At 60.0% G+C, this 21294-nt stretch carries 20 protein-coding genes and 1 pseudogene; 11 read left to right on the top strand and 10 right to left on the bottom strand.

Going from position 1 to position 21294, the window contains the following annotated elements; translation table 11 throughout:
- Nucleotides 1-232 precede the first annotated feature (232 nt).
- Nucleotides 233-376, bottom strand: a complete 144-nt coding sequence (locus tag HX899_RS31725; protein ID WP_181294276.1) for a hypothetical protein — start codon at nt 374-376, stop codon at nt 233-235.
- Between HX899_RS31725 and HX899_RS35345 the strand changes: the two are divergent.
- Nucleotides 323-834 (top strand): annotated as a pseudogene (locus tag HX899_RS35345) (LysR substrate-binding domain-containing protein); the annotation flags it as partial. The gene HX899_RS31725 and the pseudogene HX899_RS35345 overlap by 54 nt on opposite strands.
- A 335-nt stretch (nt 835-1169) precedes the next feature.
- Here the strand turns inward: HX899_RS35345 and HX899_RS31720 are convergent.
- Nucleotides 1170-2090 (bottom strand): LysR family transcriptional regulator, encoded by a 921-nt coding sequence (locus HX899_RS31720; protein ID WP_138331148.1) that lies wholly within the window; start codon nt 2088-2090, stop codon nt 1170-1172.
- Between the two features lie 108 nt (nt 2091-2198).
- On the opposite strand from HX899_RS31720, the gene HX899_RS31715 reads away from it, so the two are divergent.
- The 10 genes from HX899_RS31715 to HX899_RS31670 all read left to right on the top strand — a co-directional run bounded on the left by HX899_RS31715 (nt 2199) and on the right by HX899_RS31670 (nt 13813).
- Nucleotides 2199-3818 carry a GMC family oxidoreductase gene (locus tag HX899_RS31715; protein WP_181294274.1) on the top strand — a complete coding sequence of 540 codons (1620 nt, stop codon included), beginning with the start codon at nt 2199-2201 and terminating at the stop codon, nt 3816-3818.
- A gap of 147 nt (nt 3819-3965) precedes the next feature.
- A complete protein-coding gene (locus HX899_RS31710; RefSeq protein WP_181294273.1) occupies nt 3966-5117 on the top strand; it encodes a transporter substrate-binding domain-containing protein in 1152 nt (383 codons plus the stop codon).
- 12 nt (nt 5118-5129) lie between these two features.
- A complete protein-coding gene (locus HX899_RS31705) occupies nt 5130-5738 on the top strand; it encodes an ANTAR domain-containing response regulator (protein ID WP_072641334.1) in 609 nt (202 codons plus the stop codon).
- A 247-nt stretch (nt 5739-5985) separates the two neighbouring features.
- Entirely contained in the window at nt 5986-7236 is a 1251-nt protein-coding gene (locus HX899_RS31700; protein ID WP_138331145.1) for a transporter substrate-binding domain-containing protein, read from the top strand.
- A gap of 147 nt (nt 7237-7383) precedes the next feature.
- Nucleotides 7384-8277, top strand: a complete 894-nt coding sequence (urtB, locus tag HX899_RS31695) for an urea ABC transporter permease subunit UrtB (RefSeq protein ID WP_138331144.1) — start codon at nt 7384-7386, stop codon at nt 8275-8277.
- 1 nt (nt 8278) lies between these two features.
- Nucleotides 8279-9418, top strand: a complete 1140-nt coding sequence (urtC, locus tag HX899_RS31690; RefSeq protein ID WP_138331143.1) for an urea ABC transporter permease subunit UrtC — start codon at nt 8279-8281, stop codon at nt 9416-9418.
- Nucleotide 9419: 1 nt separating this feature from the next.
- On the top strand, nt 9420-10169 hold the full coding sequence (gene urtD, locus HX899_RS31685; protein ID WP_181294271.1) for an urea ABC transporter ATP-binding protein UrtD: 750 nt from the start codon (nt 9420-9422) through the stop codon (nt 10167-10169).
- Nucleotides 10169-10864, top strand: coding sequence for an urea ABC transporter ATP-binding subunit UrtE (gene urtE / locus HX899_RS31680; protein ID WP_138331141.1), 696 nt, complete (start codon nt 10169-10171; stop codon nt 10862-10864). The genes urtD and urtE overlap by 1 nt, the downstream gene beginning before the upstream one ends.
- 28 nt (nt 10865-10892) lie before the next feature.
- Complete coding sequence (locus HX899_RS31675) at nt 10893-12644, top strand: nitrilase-related carbon-nitrogen hydrolase (protein WP_181294269.1); 1752 nt, start codon at nt 10893-10895, stop codon at nt 12642-12644.
- Between the two features lie 11 nt (nt 12645-12655).
- Nucleotides 12656-13813 (top strand): iron-containing alcohol dehydrogenase, encoded by a 1158-nt coding sequence (locus tag HX899_RS31670; RefSeq protein ID WP_181294268.1) that lies wholly within the window; start codon nt 12656-12658, stop codon nt 13811-13813.
- Between the two features lie 249 nt (nt 13814-14062).
- Here HX899_RS31670 and HX899_RS31665 read toward each other — a convergent pair whose 3' ends face one another.
- From HX899_RS31665 to HX899_RS31630, 8 genes are all read right to left on the bottom strand, one after another.
- Nucleotides 14063-14707 (bottom strand): NTP transferase domain-containing protein, encoded by a 645-nt coding sequence (locus HX899_RS31665; RefSeq protein ID WP_181294379.1) that lies wholly within the window; start codon nt 14705-14707, stop codon nt 14063-14065.
- Nucleotides 14708-14901: 194 nt separating this feature from the next.
- Nucleotides 14902-15609 (bottom strand): XdhC family protein, encoded by a 708-nt coding sequence (locus HX899_RS31660; RefSeq protein ID WP_181294266.1) that lies wholly within the window; start codon nt 15607-15609, stop codon nt 14902-14904.
- Entirely contained in the window at nt 15609-15938 is a 330-nt protein-coding gene (locus HX899_RS31655; protein ID WP_138331135.1) for an XdhC family protein, read from the bottom strand. The genes HX899_RS31660 and HX899_RS31655 overlap by 1 nt, the downstream gene beginning before the upstream one ends.
- A complete protein-coding gene (locus HX899_RS31650; protein WP_181294265.1) occupies nt 15935-18298 on the bottom strand; it encodes a beta-glucosidase in 2364 nt (787 codons plus the stop codon). Before HX899_RS31650 ends, HX899_RS31655 begins: the two co-directional genes overlap by 4 nt.
- A 39-nt stretch (nt 18299-18337) precedes the next feature.
- Nucleotides 18338-18817, bottom strand: coding sequence for a MarR family winged helix-turn-helix transcriptional regulator (locus HX899_RS31645; RefSeq protein WP_029874443.1), 480 nt, complete (start codon nt 18815-18817; stop codon nt 18338-18340).
- A gap of 55 nt (nt 18818-18872) precedes the next feature.
- Nucleotides 18873-19472 (bottom strand): cysteine hydrolase family protein, encoded by a 600-nt coding sequence (locus HX899_RS31640; RefSeq protein WP_138331133.1) that lies wholly within the window; start codon nt 19470-19472, stop codon nt 18873-18875.
- The gene (locus HX899_RS31635) at nt 19472-20521 is read right to left on the bottom strand and encodes an ABC transporter ATP-binding protein (RefSeq protein ID WP_181294263.1); all 1050 of its coding nucleotides are present in this window, start codon (nt 20519-20521) and stop codon (nt 19472-19474) included. Before HX899_RS31635 ends, HX899_RS31640 begins: the two co-directional genes overlap by 1 nt.
- Complete coding sequence (locus HX899_RS31630) at nt 20508-21287, bottom strand: ABC transporter permease (RefSeq protein ID WP_003554934.1); 780 nt, start codon at nt 21285-21287, stop codon at nt 20508-20510. Before HX899_RS31630 ends, HX899_RS31635 begins: the two co-directional genes overlap by 14 nt.
- Nucleotides 21288-21294 lie beyond the last annotated feature (7 nt).

The raw sequence follows: 21294 nt of genomic DNA, 5'->3' as shown, positions 1-21294 counted from the left end.
TATCGGGCATTTTTTCCTTTTTCAATGGGCTCTCGTAAATTAGAAAACCGCAATGCCATACTCTCGTCGCAAGCCGACTCCGACGACTTGTATTCTGTTGATTATAAGTGCATTTTCGGAAAATTCGATCGCTGCGGCGCTAGCGAAGATCTCAAGAATGGTGAATTTTTCAGCATTTATCTATTGCGCAGGCAGAATAAGCGGATCAGATATTTCTATAAATATCACAAAATCACATTTTGGCGCCTAAAAAATACGCAGGGAAAGGCAACGCGCAAATCTCGCCATCTCCACCGACAACAGTTGCTCCTTTTGCGGCCATTCCCACATAGGCGTGTTTGATTTCGACCGTGACGACATAGACATGGCGATTCATATCGGCCAGCCCGATTGGCCCGGTGCGGAAAGCATATTTCTTATGAACGAGATGGTAGCACCGATCGCGTCCCCGTCTTTTCTCAGGTCACATCCAATCGTGAGGGCCGAAGATCTGCTTCGCCTGTCGCTGCTGCGGATGGCGTCCCAGGCCTCGAGCCATTTCTTGAAATCCTCCAAGTCAACGGCACCCCATCGCAGGCCATGCGGTTCGAACAGTTTAGCAACATGGCCCAAGCCTGCATTGCCGGACTGGGGCTCGCGTTGCGCCGCTTTTCCTCATCGACTCCGAGCTCGCAAATGGCCAGCTCGTTCAAGCCTTTCACATCAGGTCAAAAGCACCAGCGCCTATCATGCGGTCGCGCCACTGAGCAGGAAGGACTTCCGCCCTGTCGGGCGTTCCGCGCATGGCTGCTGGACGAGGTCGCCGCGTTGCCACGAAGGCGAATCGGCAGATAGCGGCGGTTGATGAAGCCACAGCTGAGACACCTTCGACAAATCGGCGACATAATCGTTGATCGATGCCTCGGATGGGTCCGCAATGGGCGCCGATAGCGGGAGAGCATTTAAAAGCTCTTGAAAAGATTTGAACCCGAAACCCAGTCCTCTACCTTCGGCATCATTGAAAATTCCGGCTCTTGATCTTCAGCGAAGGATTGGGATTGTTGCCTGTACACCTGAACCTGCCCGTGCGCCTGAGGGATGTCGGAATTCCAAAGAACGGACTGCCTCTGCTGGCGGACAATATAGGACGCTATGTTGAAACCCCTTTTGATCGTCCGGATAGAGGCATGCTACGATGCTGACGTATCGCGTGTCGAAGAAGCCTTAGCAAACAACGATCTTTCCCTTCGAACTGCCGCGGTGAGTAAGTCGACAGTCTTGCGAATTCGGGCATGACGCCGAAGGTCCTCATGAACCGACAGCCAGTAGCTGCGGCGCAAGAGGAACGACGGCTGCAGGACCGGGACAAGCAGGTGTTTTCCTGCAGCAAGATAGGCCGGCAGAACGCCCATTGCCATGCCGCTTTCAATCATGGCGCATTGGGCAATGATGCTCGTACTCGTGAACCGCATCGCCGGCTTCAGATCCGCAATGTCGAGATAGGCAAGCTCCCTCGTGTGGAGAAGCCCCGCGATGTAGCCGCAGAGCGTGTGGCCGGTCAAATCGTCCAGCGTCTGGGGAAAGCCGTTTCGCCCGAGATAGTCACGGGTGGCGTAAAAGCCCAACTCATAATCGGTCAGCTTGCGTGTCGCCAGGCTGCCTTCTTCCGGGCGATCGAGCGAAATAGCGATGTCGGCTTCCCGCGAAGAAAGCGAATAGGTCTGAGGCAAAGCAACAAGCTCGATGTCAAGGTTCGGATAGTCTTGCATGATGGCTGCAATGCGTCCGCCGAGGTAACCTACTCCGAGCCCCTCCGGTGCACCGATCCGCACGCGGCCCGTCATGCCGGTTGTCGTCTCGGCACCGAGCCCGCCGATCTCCTGGAGGACGATCGATTCCAGCTTGACCGCCGAGCGTCTGAGATCTTCGCCGGCCGACGTGATGCGCAACCGCCGCCCGGCCCGTTCGAATAGCTGAACCCCAAGGCTCTCCTCGAGCTTGGCTAGACGGCGGCTGATAGTTGAGTGGTCAAGCGCTAGGGCCTTTGCCGCATCGATAACCCGGCCAGTGCGAGCGATGTGCAGAAATACCCTGATATTGTCCCAATCCATCTTTCCAGAACTCCTTTTTGCACATCGTATGTGCTTCTCCGCGCCTTGTCTTCAGTGGCGTCGCCGATAAACCCGTTTTGGATATCGATCGTAAGGCGGAGAAAAGCGATGGAGGGGGATTATGATTACATTGTCGTGGGGGCAGGGACGGCAGGGTGTATCCTTGCGAACAGGCTGTCTGAAAGCCCAAGGAACCGCGTGCTGCTCCTTGAGGCCGGCAGCAAGGACAACTGGATCTGGTTTCATATTCCAGTCGGTTATCTTTTCACCATCGGCAATCCCCGCTCCGACTGGATGTTCAAGACGGAGGCCGAAGCCGGCCTGAACGGCCGTTCGCTGTCCTACCCGCGCGGCAAAGTCATCGGCGGCTCCTCCGCGATCAACGCAATGATCGCCATGCGTGGTCAGGCGGCGGACTATGATGGATGGGCGAGCCTCGGTCTTGCGGGCTGGGGCTGGCAGGACGTTCTGCCCCATTTCCGGCAGATGGAAGATCACTTTATGGGGGAAAGCGCGCATCATGGCATAGGCGGCGGCTGGCGCGTCGAGGCCCCGCGTCTTTCCTGGCCGATCCTCGACGCCGTTCGGGAGGCTGCAGCGGAACTCGGAGTCGCCAAGATCGCGGATTTCAACACGGGTGACAATGAAGGATCCGGCTATTTTCACGTCAATCAGAAACGTGGTCGTCGGTGGTCTTCGGCAAGGGGTTTTCTGAAGCCGGTCTTAGCGCGGGCGAACCTGCGGCTTGAAACAGGCGTTCTGGTGGACAGGCTGGTCATCGAAGACGGTCGGGCAACGGGGGTGCGCTATATCCGCGACGGCGTCTTAAGAACGGCGACGGCAAGAGGCGAAGTCGTGCTGAGTGCCGGCGCCATCGGCTCCGTCCAGCTATTGCACCGGTCGGGCATCGGGCCGGCTGAATGGCTTGCTGCCGCGGGCATCGAACCGGCTCTCGCGCGGCCCGGCGTCGGGCGCAATCTCCAGGATCATCTGCAGCAACGCGCCGTCTACAGGATCAGCGGCGCCCGTACGCTTAATGAAACCTATCACTCGCTTCTGCGCCGTGGCCTGATGGGGATCGACTACGCCCTGCGTCGCCGTGGACCGCTAACCATGGCGCCGTCCCAACTCGGTCTGTTCATGCGCTCTGATCGGTCGCACGATCGCGCCAACATCCAGTTTCACGTCCAGCCCCTGTCTTTGGACAGGTTCGGCGAACCGTTGCATCGTTTTCCCGCGATCACCGTCAGCGCCTGCAATCTGAGGCCAACGTCGCGCGGCGAGGTGCGGCTGCGCTCAGCCGATCCCCACGCACCGCCGCTCATCGCCCCGCGCTATCTGACGACAGCGGAAGACAGGCGGGTGGCAGCGGACGCTATCCGCGCGACGCGGCGGCTGATGGCACAGCCCGCGCTGAGACCGTACCAGCCGGAGGAAGTTCTGCCGGGCATTGCCGTCGGCGACGACGACGCATCGCTTGCGAAGGCCGCCGGCGATATCGGCACCACCATCTTCCATCCGGTCGGGACCGCGAAGATGGGTCGCGCGGACGATCCGCTGTCCGTCGTCGATGCACGCCTGCGCCTCCACGGGGTAGCGGGTCTTCGCGTGATCGATGCGTCGATCATGCCGACGATCACCTCTGGCAATACCAATACGCCGACGGCGATGATCGCGATGATCGCGATGAAAGGTGCTGCGATGGTCCTTGAGGATGCAAGCCGATAACCATGCACGGCCTTTCGTTCCGCTATTGTCACCGGACACGGAAACTGACATCATGGATCGGCTGGCTTCAATGAGCCGCTGATATTCCATGAGCAGGGTAGCTCTCGACCGGAAACGGGCGGGAGCTTTTTTATTTTTTGGTGGGCGATGATGCATTCAGAAAATTGGCGGGTCGGTGTGCTGTTCTCCGAAACGGGTGTGACGGGAGCCGTGGAAACAACCCAGAGGGCCGCGACCTTGCTGGCGATCGACGAAATCAACGCGGCCGGCGGCGTGCTCGGCAGGACGATCGAGCCCGTCGTGTACGATCCGCAATCGACGCCCAATCTCTACAAGGAACTTGCAGTCAAGCTTTGCGACGAAGATCGGGTCCGGGTCGTTTTCGGTTGCCATATGTCGAGCACCCGCAAAGCTGTTCTGCCCGTCATCGAGGCCCGTGATGCACTGCTGTTTTACCCGACGCTCTACGAGGGATTCGAATACTCCCGTCACTGCATCTATACAGGTGCTGCCCCCAACCAGAACTCCGTCCAGCTCGTCGACTTCCTGACCGAGCACTATGGAAAGCGGGTTTTCCTGGTGGGTTCGAACTACGTCTATCCTTATGAATCCAACCGGACGATCAGCGACCTGTTTCTTCAGCTGGGCGGACAGGTCCTGGACGAGATGTATGTTCCCCTGAACCTCAAAACCGAGGACGTTGCCAAGATCATCCGGCACATTCGCGCGGTACAGCCGGATGTCATTTATTCGACGATTGTCGGCGACGGTATCATTCCCTTCTACACGGCGTTCAAGCAGGCCGGGTTCGATGCGGCTACAATGCCGATCGCGAGCCAATCGACCAGCGAGGCGGACGTGATCCGTATGCGGCCGGATGTGGCCGAGGGGCATATCACCGCAGCCCCCTTCTTCGCCTCTCTGGATACGCCCCGCGCCCGCGCTTTCGTCTCGGCTTACCAACAGCGATACGGCCTGCAGATGCTTCCGACCGCACCGGCCGAAGCGGCTTATTTCCAGGTTTATCTCTATGCGGCGGCTTTGCAGCGCGCCGGTGGCGACGGACTTGAGCAGCTTCTGCCGGCTCTCTATGATGTCGAGTACGATGCACCGCAGGGTGCGGTGAAGATAGACCGGACGACAAACCACACGCATCTGTGGCCAAGAGTGGCAAGGGTGAACCCCCAGGGCGGCTACGACATCGTCTACGATCCGTCGCTCCGGGTGGCGCCAGACCCGTTCATGCGAGAATATCGCCCGGACTTGACGCAGACTTTCCCGCATCGTGTTCAGGTTTGAGAGGGAGCGACGATGTCTTTCGCCCTTCTCAGAGATTTACGGGACCTCAAGGTTCTGGTCATCCACCCCCGGACATCCGAAGGAGAGTTTCTCGTCGATCACCTGCGCCGTATCGGTTGTACGGTCAGTTGCCTTTGGCCGGTGCCTGCCGAGTTGCCGCACGGCACAGATGTCGTCTTCCTCGCGATGGAAGATGAGGCGCGACCGGAAATCGAACGCCTGCTGAAGTCTTTCCCCAATCCTGCTCCGACCATGCTCGCCATCGTCGGGTACGAAAACCCCTCGACCTTGCAGATCGTTCTGGAAAGCGGCGCGCTCGCCATTGTCGAAAGACCGATCAAACCCTTTGGTCTGCTGACCAATCTCGCCATCGCCCGCAACCTCTGGCTGGAGCGGCAAAAGCTCGTCAAGGAAGCACGCAAATACAAGCGCAAGGTACTGGGAGACCAGAAACTTGCCCGGGCCAAAGCCATTCTGATGGCCAATCGCGGCACAAGCGAGAATGAGGCGTATCGCGAAATGCGCGACCAGGCGATGGCTCGGCGCGTGCCGATCGATGAAATCGCCAATTCGATTATCAACGCCGAACAGCTCTTGCGCCCGTCCCAAAAACATGATTAGTTTTTCACGTGTTTCCAACAAAACACCTCCGGCACATCCCTTCGTTTGACGAAGCCATGTGCCGCTGTTGCACGCGGCGCAGCCGTGATGCGGTGATGGCAAGGGTGCCCGCAGGCTGTGACAAGCCTCGCGGGTTTTTTGTTGTCTGCTGACAGTGACGTCAGTTCTCTACTCATTTCCGGCATGAAAGCCTTGCCGTTCGGCGGGCCGTGCCGCCGTGCGCGCCAATCAAAAAAGGGGAACCAAGATGGTGTTCAACAGACGAGAATTTCTGAAAACCGCAGCGACCGCTTCTGCCGCACTCGCCCTGCCGGCTCTGGGCAGCCGCGCCTTCGCAGCCGATGCCATCAAGGTCGGCGCTCTCTACTCGCAGACGGGCGGGCTTTCCGTTGCCGAGAAGCTTCTGGCAAACGGCGTCATGATGGCCGTGGCCGAAATCAACGCGACCGGCGGTGTTCTCGGTCGCCCAGTCGAGGTGGTCGTCGAAGACGGTGCTTCCGATCCGAAAACCTTCAGCGAGAAGGCTTCGAAACTGATCCTCAAGGACAAAATTTCGACCGTGTTCGGCTGCCACACATCGGCCAGCCGCAAGGCCGTGCTGCCGATCTTCGAGCGACGCGGCGCGATGCTATTCTACCAGACGCATTACGAAGGCTTCGAGTGCTCGCGCAACGTCGTCTATTCCGGCGCCGTTCCGAACCAGCAGCTCGCCAACTACATTCCCTGGATCGTCGAGAAACTGGGCAAGAAGAAATTCTTCATCGTCGGCTCGAACTATGTCTATCCTCGCGAAATGGCCAAGGTTTCCAAGAAGCTGATCGAGGCGGCCGGCGCCGAATGGGTGGCGGATGAATATCTGGAACTCGGCCATTCGGAATGGGCCGTCATGGTCAGCAAGATCAAGGAGTCGGGCGCCGACGTGGTTCTGTCCAACGTGGTCGGCGACTCCATCATCGCCTTCTACCGAGAGTTCAAGAACCAAGGGCTCTCGCAGGAGGTTCTGCCGATCTGCGCGACGGTCACCTCCGAAATCGAAATCGCCGCGATGGGCGCCGAATATGCGGCCGGAAGCTACACCTCCTTCCCCTATTTCATGTCGATCGACACGCCGGCGAACAAGAGCTTCATCGACCGCTTCAGGACCTTCGTCAACGATCCGAAAGCCGTCACCTACCATTCTCTCGAAGCAGCCTATTTCCAGGTCTTTCTGTGGAAGCAGGCCGTCGAAAAGTCCGGCGATCTTTCGGCTGACGCGATCAGGGCCGGCATTCGCGGCCAAACCTACGAAGCACCCGGCGGCAAGGTGACCACCGACCCCGACAACCTGCATTGCTGGCTGACGCCGCGCATCGGGCAATGGCAGGCGGACGGCCAGAGCAAGGTGGTGAACGCCTACCCGGCGCCGATCAAGCCTTTGCCCTATTCGGCCTATGGCGAGACGGAGAGCAATCTGTTCTGCACCAGCAACGGTCTCGACGCCGCAAAGCTCAAGGGCTGACCCCTCCCCGCGTCGTCCCGCCATCCATGGATGGCGGGATCATGTCTCGAAGGCCGGCCCTCTCTTCCTCCGCGAGCTGTCATCCTGCCGTCAGGATGGGGAAGGCGCAGGAGAGTTCGGCCCGGCCTTCTCACGAACGGTGGCGCTATGCTCGACATTCTGTTTATCGGCCTCAGTCTCGGCTCGATCCTTCTTTTGGTGGCGCTCGGCCTTGCCATCACCTACGGCGCCATGGGCGTCATCAACATGGCTCATGGAGAGATGGTCATGATCGGCGCCTATGTCGCCGTCCTCTCCGGCATCTGGCTGAAGGCAAGCCTTCTGCTCGCCATCCCGCTGGCCTTCGTCGTGACGGCCCTGCTCGGTCTGCTGATCGAGCGGCTGGTCGTCCGGCGGCTTTATGGCCGTCTGCTGGACACGCTTCTCGCCACCTGGGGGATCGCCATCCTCCTGCAGCAGGCCGTGCGCCTCGAATTCGGCCTATCCTTTTTCGGCATTCATGTCGAAGGTCTTGGGGCCGGCCTGCAGAACGTCGCGGTGCCTGCCTACCTGCAGGGCACGTTCAGGCTTGCCGGCGCTGACATCAACGCCTACCGCACCTTCATCATCGCCGTTACCGCCGCGCTGACACTGGCGACATGGTTCATTCTCTACCGGACGGCGGGCGGCATGCAGGTTCGCGCCATCATCCGGAACCCGAATATGGCCGCAGCCTGCGGAATCGACGTGAAACGCGTCAACGCCATGACATTTGCTTTCGGTTCCGGCCTTGCCGGCGTCGCCGGCGTCATGATGTCCGGCTTCAAGACGGTCTTTCCCGACATGGGCACGACGATGGTCGTCGACGGCTTCATGGTCGTCGTCACCGGCGGGGTCGGCAGCCTTTTCGGCACCATCCTGTCGTCAGGGCTGCTTGGCGAAATCAATGCGCTGGTCGCCATTGGTACGAACGACATCCTGGCACGTGCCGTCGTGTTCGGGGTCGTCATTCTCGTCATTCTCGTCAAGCCCAGCGGGCTGTTCTCGTTCAAGGGGCGCTGACATGAGCATCGAACGGAAATTCCAGGTCGCCGCCTATGTGCTCTTCATCGCGGTGATTTTTGCAGCGCCCGTTTTTGGCGACGAATTCTGGCTGAACCGCATTTCGAAATACCTGGTCTACGGCATGCTGGGCGTCGCCATCGCCCTCACATGGGGATATGCCGGTATTCTCAATCTCGGCCAGGGGCTATTTTTCGGTCTCGGCGCATACATGCTGGCCATGTCGCTGAAGCTGTCGAGCCTGACCAGTCTCCAACAGGGCTCCGACAAACCGGTTCCTGACTTCATGCTCTGGAATGCCGAGCCCGGCGCGCCGACGGAGCTTTGCTGCATCAATAAGGGCTCCTTCCTCTGGCTTCCGTTTCAAAGCCAGTCGGTGGGTCTCGTGCTCGGCATCGTGCTTCCGGTGGTGATTGCCGGAGCACTCGGCATGCTGGTTTTCCGCAAGCGCATTTCCGGCGTTTTCGTCTCGATCATCACGCTGGCGCTCGTTCTGCTTGTCCGTCTCGTCATGGTCGATGCGCAACCGGTGACAAACGGCTTCAACGGCCTGACGGATCTTGGTTGGCTGACGATCGGTGGCATCGAATTCGATCCCTATAGCCGGGCGACCTATTATCTGTGTGCCGCATGCCTGTCGCTGACGCTCATCGGTGCCCGCCTCATCGTTGAAACCCGCGCGGGCATGATCCTGCAGGCGATCCGCGACGATCATGTGCGTGCCCGGTATCTCGGCTTCGACGTCTCGCTCTACCAGGTGTTCTTCTTTGTCATTTCGGCGGGAATCGCCGGCGTTGCCGGCATGCTCTACGTGGTCGTCGCGGAGTTCGCCTCTCCGACCTTCATGGATCTGTCCTTCTCCGTGACGATGGTGGTCTGGGCTGCCGTCGGCGGCCGCTCCTCCCTGCTTGGCGCCTGCGTCGGCGCGATCCTGATCAACATGATCGAGGCGGAGGTCAGCGAGACCGAAGCGCTGGTCGAGGCATGGAAGGCGATCATCGGTCTCATCTTCGTGCTGGTCGTTCTGTTCATGCCGCGCGGCCTTGGCGGCGTTGCGCATGATGTGCTGCGATGGTTCGTCCGTCGGCGCAAACCAGGCAAGGCGTTTCCGGCATTGCCGCAGCAAAGCGAGGCATTGTGATATGAGCGCCATCGCATTGACCATCGACGGTCTTAGCGTCGACTTCGGCGGTTTCCGAGCCGTCAACAATGTCAGCATCACAGTCTTCGACGGCGAGTTGCGTGTGCTGCTTGGCGCAAACGGCGCGGGTAAGACGACCTTGATGGATCTGGTCAGCGGCAAGACCCACAGCACGCAGGGCAAGGTGTTCGTCTACGACACCGACATCACCAACTGGCCCGAACACCGCATCGCACGCGCCGGCATAGGCCGGAAATTCCAGATCCCCAGCGTCTTTCGCGACCTTACCGTGCGACAGAATCTGGAGGTCGCCAATTGCCGCAACCCTTCAGTGCTCGCCAATCTTCGCTTCGGCTTTTCACGAGCGGAGGCAAACCGCGTCGACTACGTCCTTGCCCTCATCGGCCTCGATGCCGAGCACGACGTGATGGCCGCCTATTTGAGCCACGGCCAGACGCAGTGGCTGGAGCTCGGCATGCTCATCGTTCAGGATCCCAAGGTGGTTCTGCTCGACGAGCCGACAGCCGGCATGACCCAGGCTGAAACCCGCAAGACGGCAGAGATCATCAACAATCTCAAAGGTCGCCATACGATTCTCGTTGTCGAACACGACATGGGGTTCGTCCGCGAAATCGCCGAGCGCATCACCGTTCTCCATCTCGGAGAGGTTCTGGCGGAAGGAAGCGTCGAAGATATCGAGCGCAATCCGAAAGTCCGTGAAGCCTATCTCGGTTCGAAAGGAATATCCTGATGCTGTCGTTGAAAGACGTGCACAGCTTTTACGGCCGCAGCCATATCCTGCACGGCATCACGCTCGATGTTCCGGCCGGCAAGGTGACAAGCATTCTCGGCCGCAACGGCACTGGCAAGACGACCCTGTTGAAAACCCTGATGGCACTGACCGACCGCATGACTGGCGAGATGCGTCTGCAGGGAAAGGACATGGCCGCATCCCCAACGCATGAAAGGGCAAGGGCCGGTATTGCCTACGTCCCTCAGGGCAGGGAGATCATTCCCGATTTTACTATCCGCGAGAACATCCTGATGGGCGCCTTTGCCCGCACCGATGGCAAACGCGAGATTCCTGCGCTGGTGCCAGAGCTTTTTCCATACCTGATGGCCAATCTCGATCGGCCGGGCGGCGTGCTTTCGGGCGGCCAGCAGCAGCAGCTCGCCATCGCCCGCGCGCTGGCCGCAGATCCGAAAGTGCTACTTCTCGATGAACCGAACGAAGGTATCCAACCCTCCATCGTCGAGGAGATCGAAAAGATCATCATTCGGCTCAATCGCGAGATCGGCATGACGATCATCCTCGTCGAGCAAAACGTCGCATTTGCGCGGCACGCGTCTCACCAGTTCGCAATGCTGGAGAAGGGAGGCGTGGTCGCGGCCGGCGCCATCGACAGGCTCTCCGACGCGCTTGTTCACCGGCACATGGCTGTCTGAAACAGACCGATATCCTTTCATAGAGACAATGGGAACAACAATGACATCGACACAAAGCTATACCGCGGCCACCATCCAATTCGAACCGACCATGTTCGAAAAGGCGCGCAATATCAGCCGGCTGGCAACCCTTTGCGAAGAGGCAGCGGAGGCAGGTGCGCGCCTGATCGTCACGCCCGAAATGGGCACGACCGGCTATTGCTGGTTCGACAGGGCCGAGGTGAAACCGTTCGTCGAGACTATCCCCGGAGCGACCACAGATGTTTTCCAGGCCATTGCCAGCAAACACCGCTGCTATATCGTCGTTGGCATGCCGGAAGTCGACCCGGCAAGTGATCTTTACTACAATACCGCCGTCCTGATCGGTCCAGACGGCGTCGTTGGCCGGCATCGCAAATCGCATCCCTATATCGCGGAGCCGAAATGGGCTGCCAACGGCGACATCGTCCACGAGGTATTCGAAACGGAGATCGGCCGGATCTCGATGCTGGTCTGCATGGATCTGCACTTCTTCGAGACAGCGCGCCTGGAGGCTCTCGCGGGAGCCGACATCATCTGCCATATCTCCAACTGGCTGCAGGAGCGCACGCCGGCACCCTACTGGATCAACCGCGCCTTTGAAAACGCCTGCTATGTCATCGAAAGCAACCGTTGGGGGTTGGAGAGAACCGTGCAGTTTTCCGGCGGAAGCTGCGTGATCGATCCCGACGGCACGGTCGCCGCCTCCATCGATACGGGCGACGGGATCGCCTATGGCACTATCGATCTCGCTCTTGCCCGCCGCCGCGAGGTCCTGTGCGAACCGGTTTTCGAGTCTCGCCGGCCCGAACTCTACATGAACATGATGACCAACAGCTTCACCTGGAACCCGGGCGATTACTTCCGTCTCTACGGATACCAGCCGATACCGCGCGGACGCACATCGCGCGCCGCTGTCGCCCAGTTCGCCCCGTCCTCTGTCATCGCAGACAATATTGCCCGCATCACTCAACTGGCAGCCGAGGCGAAGGCGACGACAGCGCCGGACATTCTGGTTTTCCCCGAGCTGTCGCTGACCGGACTAGGGGGCCCTGAAACGCGGGCGGAGCCGCTCTCAGGCCCGACGGTATCCGCCTTCGTTCGTCTGGCAATGAAGCTTGGTTTCTATCTTGTCGCCGGATTTGCCGAGGCGGACGGAGACAAGGTCTATAACAGCGCGGTCCTTGCAGGACCCGAGGGTCTTGTGGGCAGCTACCGCAAGACGCATCTCGGCATTGCCGACAGCTGGGCGACGGCCGGCGACGAATGGAAAGTCTACGATCTTGCCATCGGCCGCGTCGGCCTGGCGGTCGGCCACGACGCGCTCTATCCGGAAGCCATCCGTTCGCTCGCGCTCATGGGATGCGACGTGGTCGCTTGCCCATCAGCCATAGCCGGCACTTTCACCGGCAGCCACAACGGCACGAAAATTCCGCATAACTATCCGATCCCCAAGGGCGCCGATCCCTACCACTGGCATGCGTTGCGCGTGCGCGGTGGCGAGAACAACGTTTATTTCGCCTTCGCCAATGTGCTGGATGCAGCGCGGGGATACCTGGGCAAGAGTGCTGTGTTCGGGCCGGATTCCTTTGCCTTTCCACGCCAAGAATCGGCAATCCTGGACGAGGACGGGATTGCGGCGGCAGCCGTCGACACCACCAATCTCGATACGCCGTATCCGACGAACATCGTCCGGCGAAAGGATCTTGTTGTCATGCGCCAGCCGCATCACTATCAGCCGCTGGTCAAATGGCATCAGTGAGAGACAGGCAGATGTCCACATTCACATTCGCAACCGTCCCGCAGATCATCGCGGGGCCAGGCTGCATCGCCAGACTTTCAGAGCTGACGAAAACGCGGCTTGGGCCGCGTGTTCTGGTGATTTCGGACGATGGGGTCGTCAAGGCGGGGCTGGTGCAGCCGGCCCTGGCGAGCCTTTCGGCAGGTGGCGCTGAAACATCCATCTTTACAGGCGTTGTGGCTGATCCGCCGGAAGCCATTATTCACGCGGCTGTGGCGCGGGCGATCGAGTTTGGCGCGACCGGTGTATTTGGCATCGGCGGCGGCTCGTCGCTCGATGTCGCGAAACTCGTGGCTCTTCTTGCCAAAAGCGGAGAAGCGCTCGGCAATATCTACGGGGTTGGAAACGTGACCGGGCAGCGCTTGCCGCTGGTGCTCGTGCCGACAACGGCAGGCACCGGATCAGAAGTCACACCGATTTCCATCGTCACCACGGGCGCATACCAGAAAAAGGGCGTCGTATCGCAGGTCCTGCTACCTGATACGGCCTTTCTCGACGCGGAGTTGACCCTCGGCCTTCCACCGGCCGTGACCGCTGCAACGGGGATCGACGCCATGGTGCACGCCATCGAGGCTTTTACCTCCGCGAGTACGAACAACAATCCGGTTTCCCGTGCCCTTGCCAAGGAGGCTCTTCGGCTTCTCGGGGCAAATATCGAGATTGCGGTCATGAACGGAAGCGATCTGGCCGCCCGACAGGCGATGCTGCTCGGCGCAATGCTGGCGGGTCAGGCCTTTGCCAATTCGCCGGTCGCTGCCGTCCATGCTCTCGCCTATCCGATCGGTGGCCGCTATCACGTTCCGCACGGCCTTTCCAACAGTCTTGTTTTACCGCATGTGCTGCGCTTCAATGCGATCGCGTGTGGTGATGCCTATGCGGAACTGGCACCTTGTCTCTTTCCTCACCTTGAGCCTGCCAGTCAGGCCGAACGGCTTTCCGGTTTCATCGAAGGACTGGCATTGATCCCTGTGCGCCTGAACCTGCCCGTACGCCTGCGCGATGTCGGAATTCCCAAGGACGGGCTTCCTCTACTAGCGGAAAGTGCGATGGAACAGACCCGCTTGCTGGTCAACAATCCGCGCACGGTGTCGCTGTCGGATGCCGCCAGGATCTACGAAGTCGCTTGGTAAAAACGTGCCGGACGCCAGGGTCGCTCCATATGTGACAACGCCGATTGCCGGCAGAAGCAGACATTCGCGCCGTCCCCGACGCAGTTTGCGAAAGGGGAGCGTTGATCATACCAGCGTTGCCAGAAGTCCAGCGCAGGTCAGGTGATGCAGCAGCTGATCCGCGACGCCCTACTCAATGCGTTAAGTGATTGATAAGCAAATTTATGGAACTATGGCTGTAGATCAGAACCAACGCGAAATGGAGTCGCGTCAGCTTTCCGCAGGAATGCCCCCGGCCGCGATGATGGCCTCGGGCGTGTCGACGTCGATCTGCGCCGCGTCGCCAATCTCGACCTCAATCACCGGCAGCCCGGAGGCTTTGATCAAATAGCGGGCGCCGACATCGCCCTTCAGCCGCAGAACCGCATTGTTCAGCGACCGCGGCAGGATAACGGGATTTCCGCGCTTGCCCTGCGAGACGGCACGAACGATCGATGCACCCTTGCCATCTTGAAAGGCCGTAATCAACCGGTTGAGATCGCTGCTGGTCACACCCGGCATGTCCGCGAGCATGACGAGGACACCGTCGGCACCATTCGCCTCGGCAGAGGCAAAGCCTATCACCAGGGAGCTTGCCATCCCGGACGCGTAATCCCGATTTGCGACGATGTTCAATGGGAGATCGGAGAGTGCCTTGCGGATGTCGTCCTGGCGGTGGCCGACGACCACAATGACGGATTCGGCATGACTATTGCTCGCAGCGAACGCCGAACGGCGGACGAGCGGCATCCCGTCAAACTCGGCCAGCAGTTTGGGGGCGCCGTTCGGGCCCATGCGCGTCGCCATACCGGCAGCCAGAAGTACGATCGCCACTATTGGCTTTATATCTTCAGTCGCGATGGATTGTCCCAGCATCCAGGCGGCCTGGTCTTCTCCCACATCATCCGAGTTCATGCGCGCATCCGTCACGTGGCGAAGCTCAGCCTGCTTTAGCCGCGCGAGGTCGCAGTCTTTCAGAATATGGCCTTTCGAAAAAGTGCCTTCCGGCAACCTCAGCGGATGAGCAAGCACACGCCCGTTAGCGTCGTCGATGGATAACTGACCGAATTTCATGGTCCTCCATCCCCAGATAACGAAAGAGGGCGCGACCGAAGTGCTTGAATGACTTCGCCCAATATCGCCACGGCGATCTCGGCCGGATTGGAAGCCCCGATATCGAGCCCGATCGGAGCATGAATGGCTGAAAGCGCATCGGGGGTGAAACCTTCCAACGCAAGCCTGTCGGTCCTCGCAGCATGCGTCTTTCTGCTACCCAGCGCACCGATGTAGAAGCAGCCCGTCCGCAACGCCTCGGCTAGCGGAAGATCATCGATCTTCGGATCATGGGTGAGTGCAACCAAGGCCGTGTAACGGTCGAGCGGATCGAGCAGAAAAGCATCGGCAGGCCAGTCGGTGGAGAGCGGCACACCAGGGAAGCGTTCGCTAGTCGCAAAGGCCGTGCGCGGATCGATGATGCGCACATCGAAACCGGCAAGTCCTGCTATCTGCGTCAGATACTGGCCAATGTGCACGGCACCGATAATGGCGATACGCGGCGCAGGTAAATAGACGTTCAGGAACCCTCTGCCTTCGGTTGCATCGAACGCCATCGAGCGGCCGGAGCGAAAGGCGTCTTCGATCAAATCTGCGATCGGCCCGTCAAGCGGATCACCCCTTAGAACGATGCGTTCGGTATGACTGTCAAGATCAGCCAGCAGAATCGCAGCGATCCGTTTGCGGCGCGCAGCGTTTAGGCGTTGCAGGCTCGCAAGCTGCATCAGTCGAGCCTTTCGACATAAACGCGGATACGCCCGCCACAGGACAGTCCAAGGCGCCAGGCGGTCTCGTCCGTGACGCCGAACTCTAGCATCTGCGCCGTGCCACCGACAATCACATCGAGCGCGGCCGTGACGACCGCACCTTCGACACAGCCGCCGGAAACCGAGCCTTCGAAATTGCCGTCTGCGTCGACGACCAGATGGCTGCCAACCGGACGTGGAGCCGAGCCCCAGGTTTCGATGACCGTTGCGATGGCAACGGCGCGACTTTCATCTATCCATGTCTCGGCCGTCAATAGTGGATCGTTTGGATGTGATGCAGTTGTCATTCGAGCGAATCTTCCACGTAAGTGTCGTTCAAGCTTGCGAAGACCTGGGCGATATCCGTCTCCCTGACGCTATCGCCGACGTACCAGCTCAGGGTGTCATACAAGCCGAGGAAGGAGCCCTTTGTCTTCGCGAGAAGCGCCGTGGCTTCCGCACTGGAGATCGAAAGCGTGGCGACAAAGAAGTCAACCAGAGCGGCCTCGGCCTTCGGATGGGCAAATACCAGCGCCGTTGGAGAGTTGGGCAAAAGCACGGGCAGTACTGGACGTTCCGGCCGGCATGGTAAAATGGCCTCCAGAAGGATATCACGTGATGATGCACCCACTTCTATGACGAAAGCCTCCGCGTCCAGCACCCATGCGGAGCGGACGGCGTCGAAGTACTGGAAGTCCCGTTCAACGAGGGTAAGGGGCACCATCTTCGCCTCGCCGGGCTCCAGATACAGTTTGCAGAAGGCTTTGAGTTCCCGGATCGGCCGTTTTAAGCCGGGTTTTACCGGACGAACGTAGAGCTGAACGATCTCTTTGGCCGCGACAGACCCGGTGTTGCGGATAGTAACGCTCGCAGTACAGGCCACGCCCGGAGCGACTTCCTGTATGTCGATCCAGAGATTCTCATAGCTGAAGGTCGTGTAGCTGAGACCGTGCCCGAAGGGAAACGCCGGGGCGATTGCCTTGAGATCGTAGAAGCGATAGCCGACGAAAACACCCTCGCTATATAGATGGCGCCCATGCTCACCGGGATAGGTGTGCCAGCCCGGAATGTCATGCATCCGCACGGGCATGCTGGCAGAGAGTTTGCCGCAGGGGTTCTGCTCGCCAAACAGAACGCGGGCAATCGCTTCGCCGCCGCCCTGCCCGGCGTAGAACGCGGCGAGCACGGCATCGACATCCTCGAGCCACGGCATTTCGACGGTATCCGGCATCGAGAGCACGACGATAACCTTGCAACCGGATGCAGCCAGCGCATGAAGGAGGGCGTCGTGGCTGGCGGCCAGCTTCAGTGTGTCGCGGTCGTTGCCCTCGCCGTGCCGGCTCTTCTCGTTTTCCGCAAACACCACTGTGAAATCGGCAGAAGACGCCGCCTCGACGGTCGCCTCGATCAACGCCTGCATATTGACCTCTGCGGCAGAGGAGAATGGCAGATGCTGCACCTCGAAGTTAGTGCCTGCCCGCGCGGCAATCTGAACGAAGGGGCTGTCGACGCGATAGGGATTGGTCGTGGCCGAACCGGAACCTTGGATCACGGGGATGGTAGCGCCGTCACCAACGACGAGGAGTCGGCCGGTGCTATTCGGATCAAGCGGCAATGTCCGGCCTTCGTTGCGCAGCAAGACGATCGATTCCGCTGCAATCTCCCGCGACAGAGCGTGGTGCCGGTCGAGATCGGCGACCGTGTCGCGCCGCTCCTGCGTCTTGCATTTGCGCACGAACGCCAGAACCCTAGCGCAGGCGGCATCGACCACCTCGGGCGCCACATCACCAGCCTCGATCGCCGCCCGCAGGCGGGCCTTGCGTGGCCGGCTTTCCGGCATGTCGAGATCAGTCCCGGCAGCGACCGCCGCACCACGGTCCTTGATCGCGTGCCAATCGGAGACGACAAGCCCGTCATAGCCCCATTCCTCACGCAATACGGTGCCGAGCAACCAGTGATTTTCTGCTGCCTGGATGCCGTTCAGCCGGTTATAAGCGCTCATCACCGTCCACGGCGCGCTCTTTCCGATCACCCGTTCGAAGCCCGCCAGATAGATTTCGCGAAGAGCCCGTTCGTCGACATCGGAGCTGGTCGTTGTCCGTTCAATCTCGGAATTGTTGCAGGCAAAATGCTTCAACGAGGCGCCGACGCCATTGTCCTGTAGGCCCGAGATGACGGCTGCGGCAATGTCCCCGCTGATGAGGGGGTCCTCGGAGTAGTATTCATAAGCGCGGCCGGCAAGCGGCGTGCGGCGGATATTAATGCCTGGCCCAAGCAGGAGATGAACGCCAAAATCCTGGCATTCCACCGCCAGCGCCTCACCCATGCGGTAGGCCAGATCGACGTCCCAGGAACAGCCAAGCAGATTGCCGTTTGGAAAGCAGGTTGCAGGACGTGTCGTGCCGAACATGCCGCCTGATGCATCGGCCTGTTGGCCGACAACCGCCAGAAACGCCTGGAGGCTGTCTTCGTCATTGTCGCCGGCGTCGATCTGGGTTGTGGAGTAGCGAACGCCATGGGCACCATCGGTCATGACAATCGATGGAATACCGAGCCGTTCGATCGATGCGGTCTTCCACAGCCCGCGTCCGCTCAGAAGATCGACCTTTTCGGCAACCGTCATCTGGCCGACAAGCGACTTGATTTCGTCTTCGCTGGGCTGAAACATGCTATTCTCTCGATGTGTAGAAACAGTCGTGGTCTCTTCTCAACAGATCTTCTGCAGGAGTTCCATCAGCATCATCCGCTCGGCAAGCGTCAGCGTGCTCAGCGTTTCCTGCGAGATCTGCAGCGCGACCGACAGGTTGCGGGCCACTGTCACCTCGCCTTCCGGCGTCAGCGTCAGCACCAGCCGGCGCGCGTCGGTGGCGTCGGGGGCGGTGTGAACGAGGCCACGCTTCACCAGTCGATCGACGACGCCCTTGATGGTCGCCATATCCATGGCGGTCTCGCGGCCGAGATTGCCCTGCGAACAGGGCTGCAGGTCCTTCAGCCTGACGAGCGCCGCCCATTGGGTGGTGGTCAGCTTCTCAGCCATCAGGCTCGCAAAGATCGCCACGTGCCGCTGGTTGGCCTGGCGCAGATAGAAGCCGATCTGCTCGCCAAGCGCATACTGTGCCTGCTGGCCGGGCGCCTCGGTCGCTGCGGTCTTTTGTCGGCCGCCTTTGTCTTTGAACGGAACGTCCATCGGATCTCTCAAATCTGCCTGTTCATCGTGGTGACCGGCAATGGCGCTGCCGAATTTACTCTCGCCATAATTTCAGAATGGCTTCTGTCGTTAGAATTTCAATCTGCTCCGAAAGCCTTGGCGCCAGGATCTCGATGACCATGGCGTGCGCCTTCAAGTCGCCGCTTGCCAGTGCGTCCTCGGCGAGGATGACCCGGTAGCCGGCGTCGACCGCATCAAGAACGCTCGCGTAGACGCAGACGTCGGTCTCGACCCCCGAGAAAATCAGCGTGTCCGTTGCCGATCCTTGCAAACGCGCAGTAAACCCGGGCGAGCCAAAGACCGAGTAGGTCTCCTTGTCGACGATGGAGCCTGGAGCGGCGATCGCTGTAAGCGGCGCCACCAGATCCAGCATGGCGATATCGAGCTCATCCAGCGTCACTGATGACCAGCGACGATAGTAGGTCTTCCAGCGGCCCAAGGCACCTTCGGCATTTTGGGGCACCATGAAGCGAGCAAAGACAGTCTCAGCGGGCCGCGCTTTGCTCAGCGCCACCACATTGGGAAGGATGCCTTCGATCGCTGGCGTATACCACGCCGTTTGCTCAGCGAAGAGGCGTTGCATGTCGATGACGACATGCAACGCATTCCTGGAGAGTGGCGCGGGTGCCATCATCAGTCGGCCACCGGGACGGTGTGTTCCGCGGCCCAGGTCAGGGTGATGGTGTCGCCATCGCTCAGGACTTTGCCATCGCGGTTCTGTGCAAACAGCTTCAGCGGCAGACCGTCTGCGGTTTCCAGCAAATAGGACAGCACGGGACCTGCATAGATGACGGTGGTAATGCGTGCCGTCAGGCAGTTGCCATCCGTCGGACCCGATGCGATCGACATCTTCTCGGGGCGCACGGCGAGCGTGACGTTCGAACCGCTTGCGGGCAACGTGCCGGTAGTCTGAACTACCGTCCCATCGGCGAGACGCACGGCGCCGTTGTCCACGGTGCCTGTGAGGAAGTTGGAATCGCCGAGGAATTCGGCGGCAAAGCGCGTCAGCGGTCGCTCATAGACGGTTTCCGGCTCGCCGATCTGGACGATGCGGCCCTTGTCGAGGATCGCTACCTTATCGGACAGCGTCAGCGCCTCTTCCTGGTCGTGGGTGACGAAGATCGTCGTCAGGCCGCTTTCGCGCTGGATGCGCAACAGTTCGACCTGCATTTCCTGGCGCAGTCGCCGATCGAGCGCCGACAGCGGCTCGTCGAGGAGCAGCACGCTCGGCTTGATGACCATGGCGCGGGCAAGCGCAACGCGCTGCTGCTGGCCCCCGGACAACTGCTTGGGAATGCGATCGGCAAAGCCAGGCAGATGCACCATTTCCAGCGCACGGTCGACTTCCTTGCGGGCGGCGGCGCCCTTGATGCCCCGGCGTTCGAGACCGAAGGCGACGTTCTGGGCAATCGTCATATGCGGGAACAGCGCGTAGGACTGGAACATCATGCCGATGTTACGGCCCCAGACCGGAATGTCGGTGACATCATTGTTGCCGATCGTGACGACGCCCTGGTCGGGCTTGATAAAGCCCGCGATGATGCGCAGCAGTGTGGTCTTGCCGGAGCCGGATGGGCCGAGAAGGCTGGTGAAAGAGCCTTCAGGGAACTCGGTGGTGATATCGGACAGGACCGGTGTGGTGCCGTAGGTCTTGGCGACGGAATTGACTTTAACGTTTGTCACTTGTGTCTCCGGGCTTGGCGAAGCGCGCAAAAATCAGGATGATCGTCATCGAGCCGAGCAGAAGCACGGTGGAGATCGCGTTGATTTCAGGGGTGAAGCCCTTGCGGATCGAGGAGTAGATCTGCACCGGCAGGGTGGTGTATCCGGGCGTTGCGAGGAAGTAGGAAATCACGAACTGGTCGAGCGACACGGCGAAGGCGAAGAGCGCGGCGCCAAGGATGCTCGGATAAAGCAGCGGTAGCGTCACCGAGAAGAAGGCGTGAACCGGTGTCGAACCAAGGCTCATCGCGGCTTCTTCAAGGTCGGCGCGGATTGTCTTGAAGCCCGTGCCGACGACCAGAACAACGTAGGGGATGGCGAGTGCCACATGGCCGATCAACAGGGCATGCATGCCGCGCCCGATTCCGGTCCAATAAAAGAAGATCAGCATGGCCGTGCCGGTGATCAGCCAGGGAATGGCAATCGGCGGCAGCAGCATCAGTTGCAGGAGACTTCTGCCGCGAAAGGTTCGGCGCGACAGCGCAACGGACGCCATGGTACCCAAAGCCGTCGCCAGAACCGCGGTGATACTCGCGATCACCAGGCTGTTCAGACCCGCCGTCAGAAGGATGCTGTTGTCCCAGAGCGCGTCGTACCATTGCAGCGAGAAATGGAATGGCAGCTCGTAAAGTGGCGAAGCGTTGAACCCCATCGCCATCATCACGAGAATGGGCGTGTAGAGGAAGATGAGGATAGCAATGAGATAGATTGGACCGAGCGTTTTCATGATCCCT

It is taken from the genome of Rhizobium sp. WYCCWR 11146, assembly GCF_013591995.1.
In the GTDB taxonomy this organism is placed as follows: Bacteria; Pseudomonadota; Alphaproteobacteria; order Rhizobiales; family Rhizobiaceae; genus Rhizobium; species Rhizobium indicum.
The sequence above is the reverse complement of the archived record's forward strand: the minus strand, read 5'-3'. Positions and strand labels throughout refer to the sequence as shown.